Consider the following 20,541-nt stretch of genomic DNA (forward strand, 5'->3'; position numbering starts at 1 on the left):
GCCCGACAGAAATGATTGAATCGGAAAAAATCAGCGCCCGGCAACGGCGGCCATGATCGCCTTCTGCACGTGCAGGCGGTTCTCAGCTTCGTTGATGGCGATGCACTGCGGCGAATCCATCACCGCATCGGTGGCTTTCACGTTGCGGCGCAGCGGCAGGCAGTGGCTGAACACCCCGTTGTTGGTCAGCGCCATCTTCCGCTCGTCCACGATGAAGTGCTTGAACTGGTCGCGGATCGGCTTTTCCGGTTCCCAGTTGCCGAAGAACGGCAGCGCACCCCAGCTCTTGGCGTAGACCACGTCGGCGCCGGCGTAGGCGCTGTCGATGTCATGGCTGATCTTCAGCGAACCGCCGCTCTCGGCCACGTTCTGCTCGGCCCAGCCCATGTAGCGCTCGTCGAGGATGTAGTCGGCGGTCGGGCACAGCAGGGTCACGTCCATGCCCATGCGGGTGGCGATGGTCAGCGCCGAGTTGGCCACGGCGGTGTTCAGCGGCTTGGGGTGGTAGGTCCAGGTCAGCACGTACTTCTTGCCGCGCAGGTCCTGGGTGCCGAAGTGCTCCTGCAGGGCCATGATGTGGGCCAGCTCCTGGCACGGATGGGTGATGGTCTCCATGTTGATGACCGGCACCAGCGAGTACTTGGCGAAGCTGTTGAGGACGATGTCCTGGCGGTCGTAGGCCCAGTCGATGAACTTGGGGAACGCGCGCACGGCGATGATGTCGCAGTAACGGCCCAGCACCTTGGCCACCTCAGCGATGTGCTCTTCGGTATCGCCGTCCATCACCGTGCCGAGGTTGAACTCGATCGGCCACGCATCCTTGCCCGGCTGCAGCACCACCGCGTGGGCACCGAGCTGGAATGCGCCCAGTTCGAAGCTGGTGCGGGTACGCATGGAAGGGTTGAAGAACACCAGCGCGATCGACTTGCCCTTGAGCTGGTCGCCGAGCTTGTTGCGCTTGAACAGCGCGGCCTGGGTCAGCAGCGCGTCGAGATCGCTGCGGCTCCAGTCCTGGGTGTTCAGGAAGTGCTTGGGGGACATCATCTTTCCTTGCGTGGCGGCGCCGGGTTCGACGCGGTGGAAGGGAAAACAGGAAGCAAAGGTGAAACGAAAAGGTTGCAGTTGCAGCTTTCAGAACGCGGAAACGAAAAAACCCAGCCGGCGGGCTGGGTTTTTTTCGGACGAACAGCAAAAAGCTCCGGTTACCCAGCGAGAATGTGGGGTTCCGGTCGACGCGCACGCGAGGTCATGCCCGACGCCTGTCGGGCTGCGCTGCTGTCGTGCTGGAAGTCGGTGAGCTTCATGGCCGAATATCTTTGCATGCGGCCGTGACCGGCGCAAGGGGCCGGGGTCGCAGAATCAGGGATTGCCGGCGGCGCCCTGCTCCGGACCGACCCAGGGGGTGATCGACACCCGGATCTTGAGCCGGTTGCCCGGGTCTTCCGGCAGCCGCGACCGATACTTGGTGCCCTTGTAGACGTAGTCCACGTCGTAGGCGATGGGCCGGCGGAATTCACGCCCCACCGGCACGATGCGGCAGTCGCGGGTCAGCATCGGGCCATTGTTGGCAGGCGCTGGGGCCGGCGTTTCGGGGCCGGCCTCTTCGGAGGGCTCCTCGTCGCTGCGCTTGAACATCGAGCGCACCGAATCCCAGAAGCGGCTGATCCGGCCCTTGTCCTCGACCGGCTCCTCGCCGGTCACGTTCACCGGGGCCAGGGTCCGGGTCGACACCGGCTCGCAGTGCTCCTCGGTGCGGGTCGCGCGCAGGGTCTGGAACACCGGCTCGACGTTCAGCACCTGGGCGTAGTCGAACTTCACGTTCTCCACGATCACCACCCGGTTGCGGGGCTCGGCCTCCTGGGCCAGCACCACGACGGGCAGCGCCGACAGGCAGGCCAGGGTCAGCAACGCGGTGGATTTCATTGGCGACGGAAGCAAGGACACGGCAATAGTGTAGGCAGTGGCGAGCGCAAGGGGCTGAACATTACCCGTCCACGCTGCTCCTGCCCACCCCACCCTGGATGGACCCGGCGTCCACCGGTGGCAGCCAGTGCCCCCAAAGGGGGCCGACACGTTCTAAAATCACAGGCTTGTCCCCCAGCCACAGCCCCATGACCCTGCGCCTGCACAACAACCTGACTCGCCAGCTCGAACCGTTCACTCCGCTCGACCCGGCCTGTCCGACCCTGTATGTGTGCGGCCCCACGGTCTACAACTACGTGCACATCGGCAACGCCCGTGGCCCAGTGGTGTTCGGGGTGCTGGCCGATCTGCTGCGGCGCCGTTTCGGCGCGCTGCGCTACGCCCGCAACATCACCGACGTGGACGACAAGATCAACACCGCCGCGCGCGAGCAGGGCGTGCCGATCAGCACCATCACCGGCAAGTTCGCCGCCGCCTACCGTGAAGACATGGCCGCGCTGGGCGTGGTGCCACCGGACATCGAGCCGGAGGTGACCGCGCACATGCCGCAGATCATCACCATGATCGAGCAGCTGATCGCCAATGGTCATGCCTACGCCGCCGAGGGTCACGTACTGTTCGCGGTGGCCAGCTTCAACGGCTACGGCAAGCTCTCGCGCCGTGACCCGGAAGAAATGCTGGCCGGTGCCCGTGTCGACGTGGCCCCGTACAAGCGCGACCCGGGTGATTTCGTGCTGTGGAAGCCGTCCAGCGACGACCTGCCCGGCTGGGAATCGCCGTGGGGCCGGGGTCGTCCGGGCTGGCATATCGAATGCTCGGCGATGGCCGCAGCCCACCTGGGCGAGACCATCGACATCCACGCCGGCGGCGTCGACCTGCAGTTCCCGCACCACGAGAACGAGATCGCGCAGAGCGAATGCGCCCACGGCGGCAAGATCTTCGCCCGCTTCTGGCTGCACAACGGCATGCTCAACTTCGGCGGCGCCAAGATGAGCAAGTCGCTGGGCAACATCGAGCGCGTACACGACCTGGTCCGCCAGCATCCGCCGGAGGCGCTGCGCTTGGCCCTGCTGTCGGCCCACTACCGGCAGCCGCTGGACTGGTCCGATGCGCTGATCGAACAATCGGTGCGCACCCTGGACCGCCTGTACGGTACCCTGCGCGAACTGGCGTCGATCGAGGCCACGGCAGTGATCCCCGCCAGCGTCGAAGCGACCCTGGACGACGATCTCAACACACCCCAGGCGCTGGCCGAAGTGGCCCGCATCGCCGCCGACGCGCGTCGTGCCACCGACCCGGTCGAACAGGCGCGCCTGAAGGGCGAACTGCTCGGTGCGGGCCTGGTGCTGGGCCTGCTGCAGGCCGACCCGGCGCAGTGGTTCGGCACCGCAGCGGGCGACGAGGACGACGATGCCCGCGTCCAGGGCCTGATCGACGAGCGCGCCGCGGCCAAGAAGGCACGCGACTTCGCCCGTGCCGACGCCCTCCGCGACCAGCTGGCCGCCGAAGGCATCGTGCTGGATGACACCCCGCAGGGCGTTCGCTGGTCGCGCAAGCGCAGCTGACCTGCCCTGCCCCGTGGCCGGTCCGCCGGCCACGCCCCACCGTAGAGACTGTTGTGACCGACTCCCCGTTCCCGCTTGAACCCACCGCCGCCGAGGCCCAGGCCGCCATCGCCGAGGAATTCGGCTTCTTCGGCGACTGGTCCGAGCGCTACCAGTACCTGATCGACCTCGGCCGCAAGCTGCCGCCCTTCCCGGAAGAATGGAAGACCGAAGAGCATCGCCTGCTCGGCTGCCAGTCGATGGTCTGGATCGTGCCCGAGGGCAACGCGCAGTCGCTGCGCTTCCATGCCATCAGCGATTCGGCGATTGTCTCCGGCCTGATCTTCCTGGCGCTGCGCGTGTACTCCGGGCGCTCGGCGCAGGAGATCCTGGAGACCCAGCCGAGCTACATCCAGGACATCGGCCTGGCCCGCCACCTCTCGCCCACCCGCAGCAATGGGGTGGCGGCGATGCTGGCGTTCATCCGTGAGACGGCGCAGGCGCAGCTGCAGCGCGACCCGTCGTGAGCGAACCCGCCACAGCCGAAGACAGTGCACTGGGCCTGCTGTCCCGCCCCGGTTTCGCCAGGCTGCTGGCCTACCGCATCTTCGCGATGCTGTCCTACCAGGTGGTCGCGGTCACGGTCGGCTGGCACATCTACGAAGTCACCCGCAATCCGTTCTCGCTGGGCCTGATCGGCCTGGCCGAGGTCGTGCCGTTCTTCTGCGTGGCTCCGTTCGCCGGTTACCTGGTGGATCACCTGCCGCGCCGTCGGCTGGGCATGGTCGCCTGTTGTGGGCTGATCGCCACTGCACTGGTGTTGACCAGCGTAGCCATGGGCTGGCTGCCCATTGACGGCGTGTGGCCGATCTATGCGGCCATCGCGCTGACCGGCATGGTCCGCGCCTTCCTGTCGCCGATCTACAACGCCTTGTTCGCCCGCGTGCTGGCCCGTGACCAGTTTGCCCGTGGCGCCGGCCTGGGCGCGGTGGTGTTCCAGGCCGGCATGATCGCCGGCCCGGCATTGGGCGGCGTGCTGGTCGGCTTCGGTGGCAAGGGCCTGTCCTACGCGGTGGCTACGGCCTTTGCGCTGGTGGCGATGGCCTGCCTGGCCACGCTGAAGGTGGAAGAACCGGTGCATACCGGCCCGGCCGCCCCGATCTTCAAGAGCATCGCCGAAGGCGCGCGCTTCGTGGTCGGCAACCGCATCATGGTCGGCGCGATGGCGCTGGACATGTTCTCGGTGCTGCTGGGCGGCGTGGTGGCGATGCTGCCGGCGTTCCTGCACGAGATCCTGCACCACGGCCCGGAAGGCCTCGGCATCCTGCGCGCGATGCCGGCGCTGGGCTCGGTGTGCGTGGGCCTGTGGCTGGCGCGCCACCCGCTGCACCGCAATGCTGGCCGCGTGCTGCTCTTCGCGGTCGCCGGCTTCGGACTGTGCGTGATCAGCTTCGGGTTGTCGCAGCACTTCTGGCTGTCGGCGCTGATCCTGCTGTTCTACGGCGCGTTCGATGGCGTCTCGGTGGTGATCCGCTCGACCATCCTGCAGTTGGCTACGCCGGAAGAAATGCGCGGTCGCGTATCGTCGATCAACGGCATCTTCATCAGTTCGTCCAATGAGCTGGGCGCGTTCTATGCCGGCACGATGGCGAAGCTGCTCGGCCTGGTGCCGGCGGTGGTGCTGGGCGGATTCGCGGTGCTGAGCGTGGCCGGGATCACCGCGTGGAAGAACCCAACGCTGCGGAAACTGAATCTTCGCGACCTGCAGTGACGCTGCTAACAGCGGATTCGGCGGCGCCGGGTGTTTGGCTGGGGCCGTTGCTCTCCCTCGATGATTGGGCTTGTCACTTTCTTTTCGCGAAAAGAAAGTAACCAAAGAAACGCTCCGCCATCCGCGAGCCGGCGCTGCGCGCCGGTGCCCTGTGCTCCTCGGTGAATCAGGGGACGGCGCGGAGAGCCAGCCGACTAGCAGTCGGCTCTACAGGATAGAGCGGCCTCTTCGCCCCTGATTCCCCTGCGGTGCTCGGCTCGCTACAAGGCGGACTCAACAGCCGCGAGCACGCATGACCGCTCCTGTCGGCCTGAGCCGAGCGTGGGCTCGGCTCTACATCGGCCGCGCACGCAGGAAACCGTCGAGAGCCGGCGGGTGGGTCCGGGCAGGACCGTCCGCGGCATGGATGCCGCGGCCGAGCTTACAGGGATGTACTTGCAGCGTGTCCTGCCCGGACCCACCCGCAGGCTCACGCCGATACCCGCAAGGCGCCGCCCTACGCAGCCAACACGAACCCAACAAAAAACCCGGCCGAAGCCGGGTTTTTCGCATGACCAGACAACGAACTGGAATCAGTCGCCCTGCTGCTTCTGCAGGTGCTCCCAACGCTCCTGGGCGTCGATGGTGCGCTCTGCGGTGAGGCGCGCTTCCAGGCGCTCCAGGCCGATTTCTTCGCCGGTGTCGACGCAGTAGCCGTAGTCGCCTGCTTCCAGGCGCTTCAGGGTGCTGTCGATCTTGCCGATCAGCTTGCGGTAGCGGTCGCGGGTACGCAGTTCCAGCGAGTTCTCGGTCTCGCGGGTCGCACGCTCGGCTTCGTCGCCGATGTCACGCACTTCCTCGCGCAGGTTCTCGATGGTCTGCTTGGACTCTTCCACCAGGTCCGCGCGCCAGTTCTGCAGGCGCTGGCGGAAATACTCCTGCTGCAGCGGGCTCATGTATTCCTCTTCCGAGGACGGCTTGTAGCCAGCCGGCAGGATCGGGCGGCCAGTGGCCTCGTCGGTCTTGTACTCGACCACCTTGTACTTGCTGCGCGGGGCCGGTGCTGCCGAGCGGGCGGCGACGGCCACGGCAACCTTGCCGACAGGGCGCGACACGGTCTTCGGGGCGGAATCGGATTTCACGGCGGTTTTGGCAGGCGATTTCGAAACGGGCACGGGATTCTTGGATTGCGGGGCCTTCGAAGCGACAGGAGCGGCGGCCGGGGCCGGCGTTGAGGCCGGCTGGGCTGCCGCCACTGCCACGGTCTTGGCCGGGACAGGCTTGGCCGGAGCCGGCTTGGCAGCAGGCTTCGGTGCGGACTTCACTACTGGGGCCGGGGTCGGCTTTACGGCCGGCGCGGCAACGTTCTTGGCAACCTTCTTTACAGCGGCAGGCGTGGCGGCCGGTTTAGCCGCAGCGACCTTCTTTGCTACGGGCTTGGCGACCGGCTTGGCTGCAGCCTTCTTCACCACCGCCTTCGGCGCCGGCTTGGCGGCGGCCTTCTTGACCACCGGCTTGGCGGCGGCCTTCTTCACCGGCGCGGCCTTGCTGACGGTCTTCTTCACCGGCGCCTTCTTGCTGGCGGCGGCTGGCTTGGCCTTGGCGGGCGCAGCGGCCTTCTTCGCCACCGGCTTGGTTGCCTTGACCGGCGTTTTCTTTGCGGTGGCCTTCCTGGCCGCCGGTTGCGAGGACGCTGCCTTGGTCGCCGGCTTGCTGGCCGGCTTCTTGGCAACGGGCTTTGCCGCCAACTTCTTCACAACAGGCTTGGCGGTTTTCTTGGCGGCCGTTGCGGCCTTCTTTGCAGTTTTTTTAGCAGCCACGAAACGCTCTTCCTTGGATTTCCCGGGGCCCGGGAAAGCGGGCCTTTATAGCCTACCCGACCCGCAGCAGCAACCTTGGCACCCTGCTCCATTCAGTCCTGGAGCCAAGGCGCCCTGGAGGGCAGTCCGACGAACACGGACCGCCTTGCGCGGTACGGAACCTGGCCAGCACCCGACGGTGCTGGTACCGGTCGCAGGCCATCGGCGACATGCGACCAACGCCCCATCCTGCACAAATGCGTCCTTCATGCCAACTGGCATAAGATGACTGGGTGATCTCGCGCCTGCTCATTGCCCTGCTGCGCTTCTACAAGCGCTTCATCAGCCCCCTGCTGGGGCCGCGCTGCCGTTTCGTGCCGAGCTGTTCTGAATACGCGATGGACGCCATCTCGCGGCACGGCCCGCTGCGCGGCAGCTGGTTGGCTGCGCGCCGGCTGGGCCGCTGCCATCCGTTCCATCCCGGCGGCTTCGATCCCGTGCCCGAGTCCCCCAACGCCCCCTCTTGCCGTTGCACAGGAAAACACTGACATGTCCTCCACCCTCATCACCAACGCCCGCATGGTCAACGAAGGCCGCACCTTCGATGGTGACCTGCGCATCGAGAACGGCCGCATCGCGCAGATCGGCAGTGGGCTGGCGCCGCGCGACGGCGAGCAGGTGGTGGACGCGGCCGGGCGCTGGCTGCTGCCCGGCATGATCGATGACCAGGTGCACTTCCGCGAACCGGGCCTGACCCACAAGGGCGACATCGCCAGCGAATCGGCGGCCGCCGTGGCCGGTGGCCTGACCAGCTTCATGGACATGCCCAACACCAACCCGCCGACGCTGGATTCAACCATCCTGGAAGCCAAGTACGAGCTCGCGCGCGGCCGCGCCTGGGCCAACTACGGTTTCTACCACGGTGCCAGCAATGACAACCTGGACGCGATCCGTGCCCTGGACCCGAAGAAGGCCCCGGGCGTGAAGGTGTTCATGGGTGCTTCGACCGGCAACATGCTGGTCGACAACCCGGAAACGCTGGACGCGATTTTCCGCGAATGCCCGACCCCGATCATCACGCACTGCGAAGACACGCCGATGATCGATGCCAACCTCAAGGCCTTCCAGGAAAAGTACGGCGATGCGCTGACCCCGGACATGCACCCGGACATCCGTTCGCGCGAAGCCTGCATCAAGTCGACCCGCCTGGCAATGTCGCTGGCACGCAAGCACGGCACCCGCCTGCACGTACTGCACATCTCCACCGCCGATGAGCTGGCGCTGTTCGAGAAGGGCCCGCTGATCCGCGCCGATGGCAGCCGCAAGCAGATCACCGCCGAAACCTGCGTGCACTTCCTGCACTTCGCGCGCCCGGACTACGCGACCAAGGGCAACCTGATCAAGTGCAACCCGGCGATCAAGGAAGTGTCCGACCGCGAGGCAATCACCGCTGCGCTGGCCGATGACGTGCTGGACGTGCTGGCCACCGACCACGCGCCGCACACCTGGGAGGAGAAGCAGAAGCCCTACGCGCAGGCGCCGTCGGGCCTGCCGCTGGTGCAGTACGCGCTGGTGGCCGCGCTGGAGCGGGTGCACGAAGGCAAGCTGACCCGCGAGCAGGTGGTGCAGAAATTCGCACATGCGCCAGCGCAGCTGTTCGACGTGGAAGAACGCGGCTTCCTGCGCGAAGGCTACTTTGCCGACCTGGTGCTGGTGGAGGACGTGCCGTTCACCGTCAAGCGCGAGGACGTGCTGTCCAAGTGCGGCTGGTCGCCGTTCGAAGGCACCACTTTCCGCTCGCGCATCGCCTCCACCTGGGTCAACGGCCAGCTGGTGTGGGACGGCAGCAAGCTGGTGGGTGAGCCCGCCGGCCAGCGCATGACCTACGACCGCTGATGCGTTCGGCACTGATGATCGGGGCGCTGCTGTTGGCCGCGCCCCTGCTCACCGCACCGGCAGCCCAGGCGCAGGATGGCATCGGCAGCCTGATCGACAGCCGTGTGGTGTTCCCGGCCAGTGCGTCGCAGGGCGCACTGGTGATCGGCAAGGTTCCCGCCGGCAGCCGCGTGCAGTATGCCGGCCGCCAGCTGCGGGTGAGCGGCTATGGCAGCGTGGTGTTCGGTATTGGCCGCGACGAGAAGGGCCCGCTGCGCGTGCAGGTGCAACGCCCCGATGGTGGCAGCGAGACGGCGACCATTGCGGTGACGCCGCGCGACTGGCCCACCGAGCGGGTCAACGGCGTGCCGCCGAAGACGGTCAACCCGCCACCGGCGATTGCCGAGCGGATCAAGCGCGAACAGGCGCAGGTGACCGCCGCACGTGCCCGCGATGACGACCGTACCGACTTCACCCAGACCTTCATCTGGCCGGTGCAGGGCCGCATCAGCGGTCGCTTCGGCAATGCGCGCGTCTACAACGGCCAGCCCGGTGCCGGTCATTCCGGCATGGACATCGCGGTACCGACCGGCACACCGGTCAAGGCACCGGCCGCCGGCATCGTCACCTTCGCCGGCCCGGACCTTTACCTGACCGGCGGCACGCTGCTGCTCGACCACGGTTTCGGGGTCAGTTCCAACTTCCTGCACCTTTCGCGCATCGACGTAAAAGTTGGCGACCGTGTGGAGCAGGGCCAGGTGATCGCTGCCGTCGGCGCCACCGGCCGTGCCACCGGCCCGCACCTGCACTGGGGCATGAACTGGTTCGACACCCGCATCGACCCGTTGCTGGTGCTGGAACGCAAATAACGGTAGTGCCGGCCGCTGGCCGGCAACCGCATGAATTCTGCAGTGCCCGAGCTGCCGGCCAGCGGCCGGCACTACCAGACAGTTGGATCAACCGCGGGCAGCCCACCACACGCGCAGCAACGTGCGCACCGGGGTGGCTTCGATTGGCTTGCCTGCGGCCTGCGCGGCAACGCGGGCGCGCGCCAGGCTCGACCACACGCGCCGCGGGCGCGGACCCGGCACGCGGCTGCCCCATCCTTTCAACAGGTACTGGGCCCAGCGCTGCGCGGCCGTGCTGGAATCCTCATCCAACAGGCTGCGCGGCACACCGGCCACGCCGGCGTCCTGCAGGCGCTGGGCCAGGGTCTGCAGCTGCACCGCACGACCGGCGCCGGTGCGCGGCTTGTCGGCAAACAAGGCCGCTTCCACTGCGGCCACGGCCTCGGCGTAATTGGCCAGCGCACGCTCGGCACCGGCTGCATCCAGCGCAACGGTACGCGCTTCAACGAGGTCCGGCAGCGCTTCGGCCAGTTGCACCCACGGTGCACGCACCGGCTCCAGCAGACGGCCCAGCGGATGGCGCGAACGATGCCCTGCCCAGCTGCGCAGCTCCTCGCCCCACCACGCCAGCTTGGCATCGGCGGGCAGCGGATCGCCGCTGGTGTTGAGCATGTCGTCGAACTCCTGCAGCAGCGCAAACCACGCCACTGCGAGCTCGCGTTGCGGTTCGGCCACGAACGGGGCGGCCACCGACCATTCCGGCCAACGGCTGCGCCACTTGTCGAGGAAACTGTCCAGCGCGGTACTGCTCACTACGGGATTCCTTACGGCTGGGCCGGGGCTGCCGGCCGGGTCGGCCAGAGACTGGCCAGTTGCAGAAGTTCAGCGTTCTCGACCAGCACGTCGGCCTGCCAGGCCAGCGGATCGTCGCTGTGCAGGCGGTAGCCCCACAGCGCCGCCACCGACGGCATCGCGGCAGCACGTGCAGCGATGATGTCGCGCTCGTCATCACCCACGTACACGCAGTCTTCGGCGGCCATGCCAATGGCCTGCGCAGCGTGCAGCAGTGGAAGCGGGTGCGGCTTGCGCTCGGCCAGGCTGTCACCGCCGACCAGCACCGCGCAGCGCTGCTGCCAACCATGCTGCGGCAGGATCAGGCGCGCCAGGTACTCCGGCTTGTTGGTGACGATGCCCCATACCGTACCGGCCTCATCCAGCGCGGCGAGCATGCCGGCCACGCCGTCGAACAGCACCGCGTACTGGCCGATCAGCGCTTCGTAGCGCTGCAGGAATTCCGGGATCAATGCATCGCGCGCAGCGGCATCCAGGTCCGGGAAAGCGGCCCCGACCATCGCGCGCGAGCCCTTGGAGACCACCGGCCGCAGCTGCGCCGGATCGACCGCTGCCCGGCCCCGCTCGGCCAGCATCGCATTGCAGGTGGCGACGAAGTCCGGCGCGCTGTCCAGCAACGTGCCATCCAGGTCGAACAGCACCGCACGCGGGAAGCGGGCGGAGGTCATGCCGGCTTGACCGCGTAGGCCAGGTAGTTGATGTCGGTGCGGCTGCTCAGGCGGGCATGGTTGCGCCACGGCTCGTAGGCCATGCCGCTGACATCCACCAGCTGCAGGTCGGCCTCGCGCAGCCAGCGCGCCAGTTCGGCCGGCTTGATGAATTCCTGGTAGTGGTGGGTGCCCCTGGGCAGCAGCCGCGCCACGTACTCGGCGCCGACAATCGCCACCGCGAAGGCGGCCGCGGTGCGGTTGATGGTCGACAGGAACAGGTGGCCGCCCGGCTTCAGCAGGCGCTTGCAGGCGTCGATGATCGCGCCCGGGTCTGGCACGTGCTCCAGCATTTCCATGCAGGTGACCACGTCGAAACTTCCCGGCTGCTCGGCGGCCAGATCCTCGGCGGCCTGCACGCGGTAGTCGACCTTGGCGCCGCTTTCCAGCGCATGCAGGCGCGCGACCTTCACCAGTTCCGGGGCCAGGTCGATGGCGGTGACGTCGGCGCCGGCCTGCGCCAGTGCTTCGCTCAGCAGCCCGCCACCGCAGCCGATGTCGAGCACGCGCGCGCCACGCAACGGCACGCGGTCGGCGACGTACTTCAGGCGTACCGGGTTCAGCGCATGCAGCGGCTTCTGCGGGCCGTCAGCATCCCACCAGCGGTTGGCCAGCGCGGCGAACTTGTCCAGCTCGGCCTGATCGAAATTGGAGGAAGCGTGGGGGGCAGTCATGAGGGGTCCTTGCGGCGCCGGGGGTCAGGCGCGGATATGACGGATACGCTCGCGCCACTGGCGCGCGTTGGCGATGATGCCCGGCAGGTCCATGCCGACCAGCTCGCGCTGCACCAGCTTCGGCTTGCCGGCTATCCAGACGTCGCTGACCTGCTGGCGGCCGGTGGCATACACCAGCTGCGACAGCACGTTGTGCAGCGGCTGGGTTTCCAGCGCCGACAGGTCGACACAGACCAGGTCGGCCTGCTTGCCGATTTCGATCGAACCGATGCGGTCACCGAAGCCCAGCGCGCGTGCGCCGCCCAGCGTGGACGCGCGCAGCGTGGTCGCCGCGTCCAGCGCGGTGGCATCATCGGCCACGGCCTTGGCCAGGATCGCTGCGGTACGGTTCTCGCTGAACATGTCCAGGTCGTTGTTGCTGGCGCAGCCATCGGTGCCGATCGCCAGGTTCACGCCGGCGCGCTGCAGGGCGCAGGCCGGGCAGAAACCGGAGGCCAGCTTCAGGTTCGATTCCGGGCAATGCACCACGCTGACGCCGCGTTCGGCGCACAGGTGGATTTCCGCATCGGTCAGCTGGGTCATGTGCACCGCGATCAGGCGGTCGTTGACCAGGCCGAGCCGATCCAGCCGCGCCAGCGGGCGCTGGCCGTGCAGCTTGATCGAATCGTTGATCTCCTGCGCGGTCTCGTGGGTATGCAGGTGCACCTGCATGTCGAGCTGGTCGGACAGCATCCGCACCCGCTCGAAGTTGGCATCGTTGACCGTGTACGGCGCATGCGGCGCGAACGCGGTGCCGATCAGCGGATCGGTGCGCCACTGGTCGTGCAGTTCACCGGCCTTGGCGAAGTACTCGTCATCGGTCCTGGCCCAGGCGGTGGGGAAATCGATGATGACCGCGCCAACCAGCGCGCGGAAACCGTGCTTCTTGTAGACCGCGGCCTGCACGTCACCGAAGAAGTAGTTCTCGTTGGCGCAGGTGGTGCCGCCACGCAGCATCTCGGCGATGGCCAGGGTGGTGCCGTCAGCGACGAACTCAGGACCGATCACGGCCGCTTCCACCGGCCAGATGTGCTGCTGCAGCCAGGTCATCAGCGGCAGGTCGTCGGCGACGCCGCGCAGCAGGGTCATCGGGTTGTGCGTGTGCGCGTTGACCAAGCCCGGCATCAGCGCCGACTCGGGGCGGCTGACCACCTGCGCGGCACGGAAGCGTGCGCGCGCCTCGGCACGCGGCAGGATGGCCACGATCTCGCTGCCACGCACGGCAACGGCATGGTCCTCCAGCACCACCGCATGCGGCTCGATCGGAACGACGTGACCAGCTTCGATGAGCAGGTCGCAGGCTTCGGGGAGGTGCGGGCTATCGCTCATGCGGGCTCACTGGCTGGGGGGCGGCGAGATACTTCTGGGGACACGCCCCTGGGTCAGGGGCTGCCGCGAAGCTGCGGGGTCTGGAGACCCGTGAAGCGGGGCCCATGATCTGCCGAAGCAGATCATGGGAGCGCCAGCGCGAATGCGCTGGCGCGTGTCCGAGCATGGCTCGGCTCTACAGCAAGGTCGGCCTGCGACCGGAACCTTATTTGACGCGTGCGGAGTATTCGCCCGAACGGGTGTCAACGCGGATCACTTCGTCCTGGTTGACGAACAGCGGCACGCGGACCACGGCACCGGTTTCCAAGGTGGCCGGCTTGCCGCCGCCGCCCGAGGTGTCGCCACGGACGCCCGGATCGGTTTCGGTGATCTTCAGTTCGACGAAGTTCGGCGGCTGAACGAAGATCGGCTCACCGTTCCACAGGGTGACCACGCAGGACTCTTCGCCCTTCAGCCACTTCTCGGCGCCGCCCATGCCGGCCTTGGTGGCCTGGACCTGTTCGAAGGACTCCGGGTCCATGAAGTGCCAGTACTCGCCGTCGCTGTACATGAAGTTCATGTCGGTATCGACGACGTCGGCTGCATCCAGCGAGTCGGTCGACTTCATGGTCACTTCCTGGGTACGGCCGTCCTTGATCAGGCGGTACTTCACGCGGGTGAAGGCCTGGCCCTTGCCCGGCTTGACGTATTCGGTGTCGATGATGACGGCCGGTTGGTTGTTGACCAGGATCTTCATCCCGTTCTTGACGTCGTTCATGCCGTAGCTGGCCATGCGTAAACTCCTGAGTGGCAGAAACGCCGCGGGTGCGGCGAGCCGTTAGAATGGAAAGCCCACCGGATGCCGGTGGGCGACTGTTTTTCTGCCCCCATGATAACCGCAGGCCCCCTCTCCATGCAGCTTTCCGCCTTCCCCCGGCCCCAGTCGCCAGGCGCGCCCGCGCGCTGGCAGCAGCTCTGGCGCCAGGCGCTGCGCGACCCGCACGCTCTGCTGGCCCGGCTGCAGCTGGACCCGGCGGCGCTGGGTGTCTCGGAGGCGGCCATGGACCAGTTCGCATTGCGCGTGCCCGAGGGCTTCGTGGCCCGCATGCGCGTGGGCGATGCGGCCGACCCGCTGCTGCGCCAGGTGCTGCCGATCGACGAGGAAATGCGCCCGGCGCCCGGGTTCAGCTTCGACGCGGTGGGCGATGGTGCCGCCAAGAAGGCTACCGGGGTGATCCAGAAGTACCGTGGCCGTGCCCTGCTGGTCGCCACTGGCAGCTGCGCGATCAACTGCCGCTACTGCTTCCGCCGCCACTTCGACTATGCCGCGGAAAACGCTGCCAAGGGCGGCTGGCAGGAGGCCGTAGCCGCCATCGCGGCCGACCCGGACATCGATGAGGTGATCCTGTCCGGCGGTGACCCGTTGTCACTGGCCACGCACAAGCTGGTCGAGCTGACCGACGCCCTGCGCGCGATTCCGCATATCCGCCGCCTGCGCATCCATACCCGGCTGCCGATCGTGCTGCCGGAACGCGTGGACGATGAACTGGTGTGCTGGCTGGGCAGCCTGCCATGGCCGCTGGCGATCGTGGTCCACGCCAATCACGCCAATGAATTCGACGCCAGCGTGGACGCGGCGATGGCCCGCCTGCGCGGCGTCGGCGCCCAGCTGCTGAACCAGGCGGTACTGCTGCGCGGGGTCAACGACAGCGTGCAGGCCCTGCAGGACCTGAGCGAGCGCAGCTTCGCCGCTGGCGTGCTGCCCTATTACCTGCACCAGCTGGACCGGGTCGAAGGCGTGGCCCACTTCGAAGTGGATGATGCCCAGGCCAAGGCGCTGATTGCCGGCCTGACCGCACGCCTGTCTGGTTATCTGATCCCGAAACTGGTGCGCGAGCTGCCGGGCGACCCGAGCAAGCGCCCGCTGTAATCCGGGGGCGGGGTCAGATCCCTTTTCCTGCGGAAAAGGGATCTGACCCCAGGACAACGGCAGCAGGTCAGAGGCCCGATTCGATCATCCGCACCACTTCGGTGGCGGTCACCGGGTGGCTCAGCCAGTAGCCCTGGCCGAGATCGCAGCCGCGCTGCACCAGCAGTTCGAACTGCGCCTGCTGCTCGATGCCCTCGGCCACCACGGTGATGCCCAGTGCGTGGGCCATGGCGATGATCGCCGTGGTCAGCGCCAGATCGTCGGGATCGCGCTGCATGTCGGCCACGAAGCTCTTGTCGATCTTCACGCCGTCCACCGGTACCTGGCGAAGATGACTGAGACCGGAGAAGCCGGTGCCGAAATCGTCCAGCCAGACCTTCACGCCGGTGCGGTGCAGCTTGTCCAGCAGCTGCGCGGCAACCATTTCGTCGCCGATCACCGCGGTTTCGGTCAACTCCAGGTGCAGGCGCGACGCCGGCAGCCCGGACTCGTGCAGGCACTGCGCGACCAATGCCGGCAGTTCACCGCCGCGCAGCTGCCGCGGCGACACATTCACCGACACGAACAGATCATCGCCGCCCGCCCCGCGTGGCCACTGCGAGGCTTCCATGCAGGCCGCACGCAGCACCTTCGGGCCGATGAGCTCGATCAGCCCGCTCTGCTCGGCCACTTCGATGAACACCGACGGCGGAATCGTGCCCAAGGTCGGATGCTGCCAGCGCAGCAGCACTTCCACGCCGACCATGCGGCGATCGCGCATGCGGAAGATCGGCTGGTAGGCCAGGCGCAGCTCGCCGCGCTCCCAGGCCCCGCGCAGCTCCTGCTCCATGTGCACGCGGCGCTCGACCGCGTGGTCCATCGCACGGCTGTAATAGCGGTAGCAGTTCTTGCCGGCCATCTTGGCCTGGTACATGGCGATGTCGCCGTTCTTCAGCAGCGTGGTCGCATCGGCGGCATCATCCGGGAACAGGGTCACGCCGATCGAAGTGCCCAGGAACAGTTCCCGGCCCTGCACCACCAGCGGCTTGCCCAGCTCGCGCACCAGCACTTCGGCCAGCAGCCGTGCGTTGGCCGCCACGTCGCCATCACCGACCAGGATCACGAACTCGTCGCCGCCAAAGCGGGCCAGCAGGGCTTCATCGCCACCGGCCTCGGTAACCGCACTGCCGATGCGCTGCGCGAACTGCAACAGCGCTTCGTCACCGGCCTCATGGCCCAGGGTGTCGTTGACGCGCTTGAAATCGTCGATATCGGCAAACAGCAGGCCCAGCCGATGATTGGATGCGCGCGCGGCCATCAGGCGATGGTCCAGCGCCTCCCTGAATGCCAACCGGTTGGTCAGCCCGGTCAGTGCATCGGTATAGGCCATGCGCCGCACCTCGCGGTCATGCCGGGCGATGGCATCGCGCATGCGGGCGAAGCCGCGCACCAGCTCGCCGACTTCGTCGTCGCGGGTGTTCTCGGCCAGCGGCGCCTGGTAGTCGCCAGCCTCGATGCGGCGCGCCGCAGCGGCCAGGTCCCGGATCGGCGCCACCAGGGTGCGCTGCACGTACAGGATCACCACCACGCCGATCACCACCAGCAGGCCCAGCATCAGCAGCAGCCAGCCCAGGTGGCGGCTGCCGACCTGCTGCAGGCGCTCGCCGAGCGTGGCATTGGCGGCCTGTTCGCGCTGCTGCACCTCGTCCAGCGCCATGCCGACGCGGACGCCGCCGATGCGCTGGTTGCCGACCATGATCGGCATGGTGTTGTCGAGCACCTTGGGCGATTCCTGCACCACCAGCGCCTGCGCCACCGCGGCCTTGGGGGCCAGCGGGTCGGTCATCGGCTGGCCGAAGCCGGACACCTCGATCGAGCCGTCATGCACCAGCCGGCCACGTTCGTCGAACACCAGCACATAGCGCACGACCGGCTGCCGTGCGGTGCTGCGCACCAGCGCACCGACCTGGTCCAGGTCGCGGTAGTACAGCGGGTTGGCCAGCGCGTCGGACAGCTCGCGCGCCATCGCTTCGCCGCGGCTGCGCACGCTGCGGTCGAACAGTTCATGGATGACGCCACCACTGAGGTTGCGCACCTCGCCCTGCATCGCCGCCTGCCGCCCCAGCAACACCGCCAGGATCGCCACCACCACGACCATCGCCCCGCCCATCGCGAGCAGGAACCGGGCCTGCATTCCCGAGCCGAGCCACTTCATTCCACTTCCATCCGCACGCGCGTCAATCCTTGTTTCAATTCATCCAGCCGCTGCTGCGCATGCGCATCGACGCGGTGGAAACCGGAAGTGCCGAAAAACCGATGCAGCGCCCCCTGTGCCTGCGGGTCGCTGGCCGCCTGCAGCAGGACGTCCTGCAGCCGGTCACGCACCCGCGGGTCAAGGTCGGCGCGAACCATTTCCACCGCCCGTGGGTAGGGTTCGGTGCGCAGCAGTTCGCGGAAGTCGCGCCGGAATGCTGCAGGCATCCGTCGCTCGTCATTCCAGTCCACGCTGCTCACCGCCCCCACTTCGACCATGCCCTTGTGCACGAACGTGGCGATGTTCAACTCGCTACGTGCGAACACGTACCCCACGCTGTCCCGGCCCGGCACGTCCCACACACCGGCCAGGATCTGCGGCGCCAGCCCCTCCTGCAGCAGCGTCATCACCGGCACCAGGTAGGCACTGGTGGACGCCGTGTTCTGCAGCGCCAGGCGATGCCCGCGCAGGTCCTGGATCCGATGGATCGGACTGTCGCGACGCACGAAGAACACGGTCTGGTACTCACGCACGCCATTGCGCTCGGTCAGCAGCAGCGGCCGCGCGCCACTGCGCTGGCCCAGTGCCACCGCCGTACCCGACGTTTCCGTGACCCAGTCGACCCGCCCCCGCCGCAGATAGCTGGCCATCTGCTGCGGGTCGCGTGCCATCAGGATCCGCCCTTCCTTGATGCCGACGTCGTGCATGCGTGCCACTACATAGTCCAGCAACGGTTGCAGCTGCTCGTAATGGGCCTTGGGATCATCGCTGATCCGGCCCAGCACCAGCACCCGGTCCGGTGCTGCATGCACCGTCCCGGCCAGCAGGATCATGACCAGGCTCAGCAGTCCCCTCTGCACTGCCCTTCGCAGACCCGACACAGGCTTCATCCCCCCAGGGTATCCGGACAGACTACCCGAAAAAATGAGAACGTCGTCAGCTGTCCTTGTTGCCCGCCTGTGCCAGCCGCGCCATCCGCTGGGTGTCGGCAAGGATGCCGCGCAACAGGCGCACCTCCTGCTCGCTCGGCTCGCTGCGCAGGAACAGCCGGCGCAGCTTGCGCATCGCCGATTCCGGCGCGCGGCCCTTGTGGAAATCGATCTCGTCCAGGGCGTCGCCAAGCTGGGCGAAGAAACTCTCCATCTGTTCATGGCTTGCTGCCTGTTCGCGGAAACCGGGCTCGGCGTCCGCGGCCGGCTGCGCGCCCAGCAGCTGCATGCGTGTCTCATAGGCCAGCACCTGCACGGCGGCCGCCAGGTTGAGCGAGCTGAACGCCGGATCGGACGGGATGTGCACCGCCGCGTGGCAGAGCTGCAGTTCTTCGTTGGTCAGGCCAGTGCGCTCACGGCCGAACACCAGCGCCACCTCGGCGCCCTCTCCCGCCTTGGCCACCGCACGAGCGGCGGCATCGGCCGGCAGGTACTCCTCCAGCTGCACGCGGCGGGCACGCGCGGTGCAGCCCAGCACCAGGCGGCAATCGGCCACGGCCTCGGCCAGGGTGGCGACCACCGGGGCGTCCCCCAGCACATCTTCGGCACCGGCAGAGCGGCGGAAGGCCTCCTCGTCCAGCGGTTTCTCGGGGGCGACCAGCACCAGGCGGGCCAGGCCCATGGTCTTCAGGGCACGGGCGGCGGCCCCCATGTTGCCGGGGTGCTGGGTACCGACCAGGACGAATCGGAGGCGGGTGGCGGCGGGAAACTGGGACATGAACAGGGAAAAGGTCGAGCTGGACGATGACCAATGGTAAACTGTGCGGCCGGCCACTGCGCCGGACCCGCTCTTTTCCCCCGCCAGTCCATCTCTTCTGCCTTTCCGGGAGCCCACGCCATGCAGAAACCCGCCGTCACCGTCATGGTCAAGGCCGCCCGCCTCGCCGGCAACGTCCTGTTGCGCAACATCAACAAGCTCGAGGCACTGAACGTGGTGCAGAAGGGCCGGATGGACTACGCCAGCGAAGTGGATGCGGACGCGGAAAAGGTCATCGTCAAGGAACTCAAGCGCGCCTACCCGGACTACGGCATCTTCGGTGAAGAAGGTGGCGTGCAGGGCGAGCGCCGCCAGATGTGGGTCATCGACCCGCTGGACGGCACCAGCAACTACCTGCGCGGCGTGCCGCACTACTGCGTGTCGATCGCGCTGGTCGAGAACGGCGAGCCGACCGATGCGGTCATCTTCGACCCGCTGCGCAATGAACTGTTCACCGCCAGCCGGGGTGCCGGCGCCGTGCTGAACGACCGCCGCATCCGCGTGGCCGAGCGCAAGGATCTGGAAGGCACGATGATCCACACCGGTTTCGCCCCGCGCGAGCGCAGCCGCGCCAGCGCCCAGCTGAAGGCGGTCGACGCCCTGCTGGTGCACGGTGAGGACATCCGCCGCACCGGTTCGGCGGCACTGGACCTGGCCTACGTGGCCTGCGGCCGTGCCGATGCCTACTTCGAAGCCGGCGTGAAGGCGTGGGACATCGCCGCCGGCCTGCTGCTGGTCCGCGAGGCGGGCGGCAAGGTCTGTGACTTCAAGGGCGCAACCCTGGGCCGCATGGACAACCGTGGCCCGGAAACCCACCAGATCGTGGCCGGCAACCTGAAGGTGGCCGAGTCGCTGCAGAAGGTGCTGGTGAACACCGGTTACGCGGCGGAGTTTGACGCGAAGTTCTGAGGTTTCGCGTAAAGCGGTTCATGGAGACGGCCCCTGCGAGGGTGCCGTTTTTGTTGGCGCGCCGATGCATCGGTGGCGCCGGGTACGACCTGGCGAGAGTCGTTTCCGCGACCGCGGAGGGGTGTCACTTTCTTTGCTCGTGCAAAGAAAGTAACCAAAGAAACACGCCGCCGGGGCGCGAGCCGTCGCTACGCGCCGGTACCCTGCGCTTCTCGGCGAATCAGGGGACGGCGCCGAACTCGCTGCGCTCAGACACCGGCGCCTCTTCGCCCCTGATTCGCCTGCGATGCTCGGCTCGCTCAAGGCGGACTGGAAGATCAAGATCAAGAACAACAGCATCCACCCGTCGCGAAGAGGTACTGGGTGCAGCTGTGGCATTTGACCTTGGGTCCGCCTTGAGCGAG

At 67.4% G+C, this 20,541-nt stretch carries 19 protein-coding genes; 8 read left to right on the forward strand and 11 right to left on the reverse strand.

Annotated elements, in window-relative coordinates; all coding sequences use genetic code 11:
* Positions 1–30 precede the first annotated feature (30 nt).
* Both ACM0PY_RS01255 and ACM0PY_RS01260 read right to left on the reverse strand, forming a co-directional pair.
* Positions 31–1,041: an N-acetylornithine carbamoyltransferase gene (locus ACM0PY_RS01255; RefSeq protein WP_180885910.1), complete on the reverse strand. Its 1,011-nt coding sequence runs from the start codon at positions 1,039–1,041 to the stop codon at positions 31–33.
* A gap of 318 nt (positions 1,042–1,359) precedes the next feature.
* The gene (locus ACM0PY_RS01260; RefSeq protein WP_134972883.1) at positions 1,360–1,923 is read right to left on the reverse strand and encodes a glycine zipper 2TM domain-containing protein; all 564 of its coding nucleotides are present in this window, start codon (positions 1,921–1,923) and stop codon (positions 1,360–1,362) included.
* A 188-nt stretch (positions 1,924–2,111) separates the two neighbouring features.
* Here ACM0PY_RS01260 and cysS point away from each other — a divergent pair, with 188 nt between their 5' ends.
* From cysS to ACM0PY_RS01275, 3 genes are read left to right on the forward strand one after another with little or no spacing between them, the layout of a single operon-like run.
* Positions 2,112–3,488 carry a cysteine--tRNA ligase gene (gene cysS / locus ACM0PY_RS01265; protein ID WP_180885908.1) on the forward strand — a complete coding sequence of 459 codons (1,377 nt, stop codon included), beginning with the start codon at positions 2,112–2,114 and terminating at the stop codon, positions 3,486–3,488.
* 53 nt (positions 3,489–3,541) lie between these two features.
* Positions 3,542–3,994, forward strand: a complete 453-nt coding sequence (locus tag ACM0PY_RS01270; protein WP_134972694.1) for a SufE family protein — start codon at positions 3,542–3,544, stop codon at positions 3,992–3,994.
* Positions 3,991–5,238: an MFS transporter gene (locus ACM0PY_RS01275; RefSeq protein ID WP_005417718.1), complete on the forward strand. Its 1,248-nt coding sequence runs from the start codon at positions 3,991–3,993 to the stop codon at positions 5,236–5,238. Before ACM0PY_RS01270 ends, ACM0PY_RS01275 begins: the two co-directional genes overlap by 4 nt.
* Before the next feature lie 572 nt (positions 5,239–5,810).
* Here the strand turns inward: ACM0PY_RS01275 and dksA are convergent.
* The gene (gene dksA, locus ACM0PY_RS01280) at positions 5,811–7,037 is read right to left on the reverse strand and encodes an RNA polymerase-binding protein DksA (RefSeq protein ID WP_180885907.1); all 1,227 of its coding nucleotides are present in this window, start codon (positions 7,035–7,037) and stop codon (positions 5,811–5,813) included.
* 272 nt (positions 7,038–7,309) lie between these two features.
* Between dksA and yidD the strand changes: the two genes are divergently transcribed.
* From yidD to ACM0PY_RS01295, 3 genes are read left to right on the forward strand one after another with little or no spacing between them, the layout of a single operon-like run.
* Complete coding sequence (gene yidD / locus ACM0PY_RS01285) at positions 7,310–7,564, forward strand: membrane protein insertion efficiency factor YidD (protein ID WP_014037867.1); 255 nt, start codon at positions 7,310–7,312, stop codon at positions 7,562–7,564.
* Between the two features lies 1 nt (position 7,565).
* Positions 7,566–8,912 (forward strand): dihydroorotase, encoded by a 1,347-nt coding sequence (locus tag ACM0PY_RS01290; protein ID WP_061478048.1) that lies wholly within the window; start codon positions 7,566–7,568, stop codon positions 8,910–8,912.
* Positions 8,912–9,760: a M23 family metallopeptidase gene (locus tag ACM0PY_RS01295; protein ID WP_049444813.1), complete on the forward strand. Its 849-nt coding sequence runs from the start codon at positions 8,912–8,914 to the stop codon at positions 9,758–9,760. Before ACM0PY_RS01290 ends, ACM0PY_RS01295 begins: the two co-directional genes overlap by 1 nt.
* A gap of 87 nt (positions 9,761–9,847) precedes the next feature.
* Here ACM0PY_RS01295 and ACM0PY_RS01300 read toward each other — a convergent pair whose 3' ends face one another.
* From ACM0PY_RS01300 to efp, 5 genes are all read right to left on the reverse strand, one after another.
* Positions 9,848–10,552 carry a squalene/phytoene synthase family protein gene (locus ACM0PY_RS01300; protein WP_061478050.1) on the reverse strand — a complete coding sequence of 235 codons (705 nt, stop codon included), beginning with the start codon at positions 10,550–10,552 and terminating at the stop codon, positions 9,848–9,850.
* A gap of 11 nt (positions 10,553–10,563) precedes the next feature.
* Positions 10,564–11,259, reverse strand: coding sequence for a phosphoglycolate phosphatase (locus tag ACM0PY_RS01305; RefSeq protein ID WP_005417733.1), 696 nt, complete (start codon positions 11,257–11,259; stop codon positions 10,564–10,566).
* Complete coding sequence (gene ubiG / locus ACM0PY_RS01310; protein WP_049412667.1) at positions 11,256–11,972, reverse strand: bifunctional 2-polyprenyl-6-hydroxyphenol methylase/3-demethylubiquinol 3-O-methyltransferase UbiG; 717 nt, start codon at positions 11,970–11,972, stop codon at positions 11,256–11,258. The genes ACM0PY_RS01305 and ubiG overlap by 4 nt, the downstream gene beginning before the upstream one ends.
* Positions 11,973–11,996: 24 nt before the next feature.
* Positions 11,997–13,340: a TRZ/ATZ family hydrolase gene (locus tag ACM0PY_RS01315; RefSeq protein ID WP_099487291.1), complete on the reverse strand. Its 1,344-nt coding sequence runs from the start codon at positions 13,338–13,340 to the stop codon at positions 11,997–11,999.
* Positions 13,341–13,545: 205 nt separating this feature from the next.
* Positions 13,546–14,112 (reverse strand): elongation factor P, encoded by a 567-nt coding sequence (gene efp, locus ACM0PY_RS01320; protein WP_005410381.1) that lies wholly within the window; start codon positions 14,110–14,112, stop codon positions 13,546–13,548.
* 96 nt (positions 14,113–14,208) lie between these two features.
* Here efp and epmB point away from each other — a divergent pair, with 96 nt between their 5' ends.
* Positions 14,209–15,249: an EF-P beta-lysylation protein EpmB gene (epmB, locus tag ACM0PY_RS01325; protein WP_111176194.1), complete on the forward strand. Its 1,041-nt coding sequence runs from the start codon at positions 14,209–14,211 to the stop codon at positions 15,247–15,249.
* 67 nt (positions 15,250–15,316) lie between these two features.
* Here epmB and ACM0PY_RS01330 read toward each other — a convergent pair whose 3' ends face one another.
* From ACM0PY_RS01330 to ACM0PY_RS01340, 3 genes are all read right to left on the reverse strand, one after another.
* On the reverse strand, positions 15,317–17,443 hold the full coding sequence (locus ACM0PY_RS01330; RefSeq protein ID WP_005417742.1) for a putative bifunctional diguanylate cyclase/phosphodiesterase: 2,127 nt from the start codon (positions 17,441–17,443) through the stop codon (positions 15,317–15,319).
* Positions 17,440–18,315 (reverse strand): phosphate/phosphite/phosphonate ABC transporter substrate-binding protein, encoded by an 876-nt coding sequence (locus ACM0PY_RS01335; protein WP_235646704.1) that lies wholly within the window; start codon positions 18,313–18,315, stop codon positions 17,440–17,442. Before ACM0PY_RS01335 ends, ACM0PY_RS01330 begins: the two co-directional genes overlap by 4 nt.
* Before the next feature lie 103 nt (positions 18,316–18,418).
* Entirely contained in the window at positions 18,419–19,189 is a 771-nt protein-coding gene (locus ACM0PY_RS01340) for an RNA methyltransferase (protein ID WP_134972268.1), read from the reverse strand.
* Between the two features lie 120 nt (positions 19,190–19,309).
* Between ACM0PY_RS01340 and ACM0PY_RS01345 the strand changes: the two genes are divergently transcribed.
* Entirely contained in the window at positions 19,310–20,137 is an 828-nt protein-coding gene (locus tag ACM0PY_RS01345) for an inositol monophosphatase family protein (protein WP_049468091.1), read from the forward strand.
* Positions 20,138–20,541 lie beyond the last annotated feature (404 nt).

This window comes from Stenotrophomonas sp. BR163 (assembly GCF_047520985.2).
Taxonomy (GTDB): Bacteria; Pseudomonadota; Gammaproteobacteria; order Xanthomonadales; family Xanthomonadaceae; genus Stenotrophomonas; species Stenotrophomonas sepilia.

What these genes read in the sequence shown, in the direction of transcription:
- ACM0PY_RS01255 (WP_180885910.1), bottom strand. Translation starts at nt 1,041, where the DNA reads ATGTCCCCCAAGCACTTCCTGAACACCCAGGACTGGAGCCGCAGCGAT.
- ACM0PY_RS01260 (WP_134972883.1), bottom strand. Translation starts at nt 1,923, where the DNA reads ATGAAATCCACCGCGTTGCTGACCCTGGCCTGCCTGTCGGCGCTGCCC.
- cysS (WP_180885908.1), top strand. Translation starts at nt 2,112, where the DNA reads ATGACCCTGCGCCTGCACAACAACCTGACTCGCCAGCTCGAACCGTTC.
- ACM0PY_RS01290 (WP_061478048.1), top strand. Translation starts at nt 7,566, where the DNA reads ATGTCCTCCACCCTCATCACCAACGCCCGCATGGTCAACGAAGGCCGC.
- ACM0PY_RS01295 (WP_049444813.1), top strand. Translation starts at nt 8,912, where the DNA reads ATGCGTTCGGCACTGATGATCGGGGCGCTGCTGTTGGCCGCGCCCCTG.
- ACM0PY_RS01305 (WP_005417733.1), bottom strand. Translation starts at nt 11,259, where the DNA reads ATGACCTCCGCCCGCTTCCCGCGTGCGGTGCTGTTCGACCTGGATGGC.
- ubiG (WP_049412667.1), bottom strand. Translation starts at nt 11,972, where the DNA reads ATGACTGCCCCCCACGCTTCCTCCAATTTCGATCAGGCCGAGCTGGAC.
- ACM0PY_RS01315 (WP_099487291.1), bottom strand. Translation starts at nt 13,340, where the DNA reads ATGAGCGATAGCCCGCACCTCCCCGAAGCCTGCGACCTGCTCATCGAA.
- efp (WP_005410381.1), bottom strand. Translation starts at nt 14,112, where the DNA reads ATGGCCAGCTACGGCATGAACGACGTCAAGAACGGGATGAAGATCCTG.
- epmB (WP_111176194.1), top strand. Translation starts at nt 14,209, where the DNA reads ATGATAACCGCAGGCCCCCTCTCCATGCAGCTTTCCGCCTTCCCCCGG.
- ACM0PY_RS01330 (WP_005417742.1), bottom strand. Translation starts at nt 17,443, where the DNA reads ATGAAGTGGCTCGGCTCGGGAATGCAGGCCCGGTTCCTGCTCGCGATG.
- ACM0PY_RS01335 (WP_235646704.1), bottom strand. Translation starts at nt 18,315, where the DNA reads ATGATCCTGCTGGCCGGGACGGTGCATGCAGCACCGGACCGGGTGCTG.
- ACM0PY_RS01340 (WP_134972268.1), bottom strand. Translation starts at nt 19,189, where the DNA reads ATGTCCCAGTTTCCCGCCGCCACCCGCCTCCGATTCGTCCTGGTCGGT.
- ACM0PY_RS01345 (WP_049468091.1), top strand. Translation starts at nt 19,310, where the DNA reads ATGCAGAAACCCGCCGTCACCGTCATGGTCAAGGCCGCCCGCCTCGCC.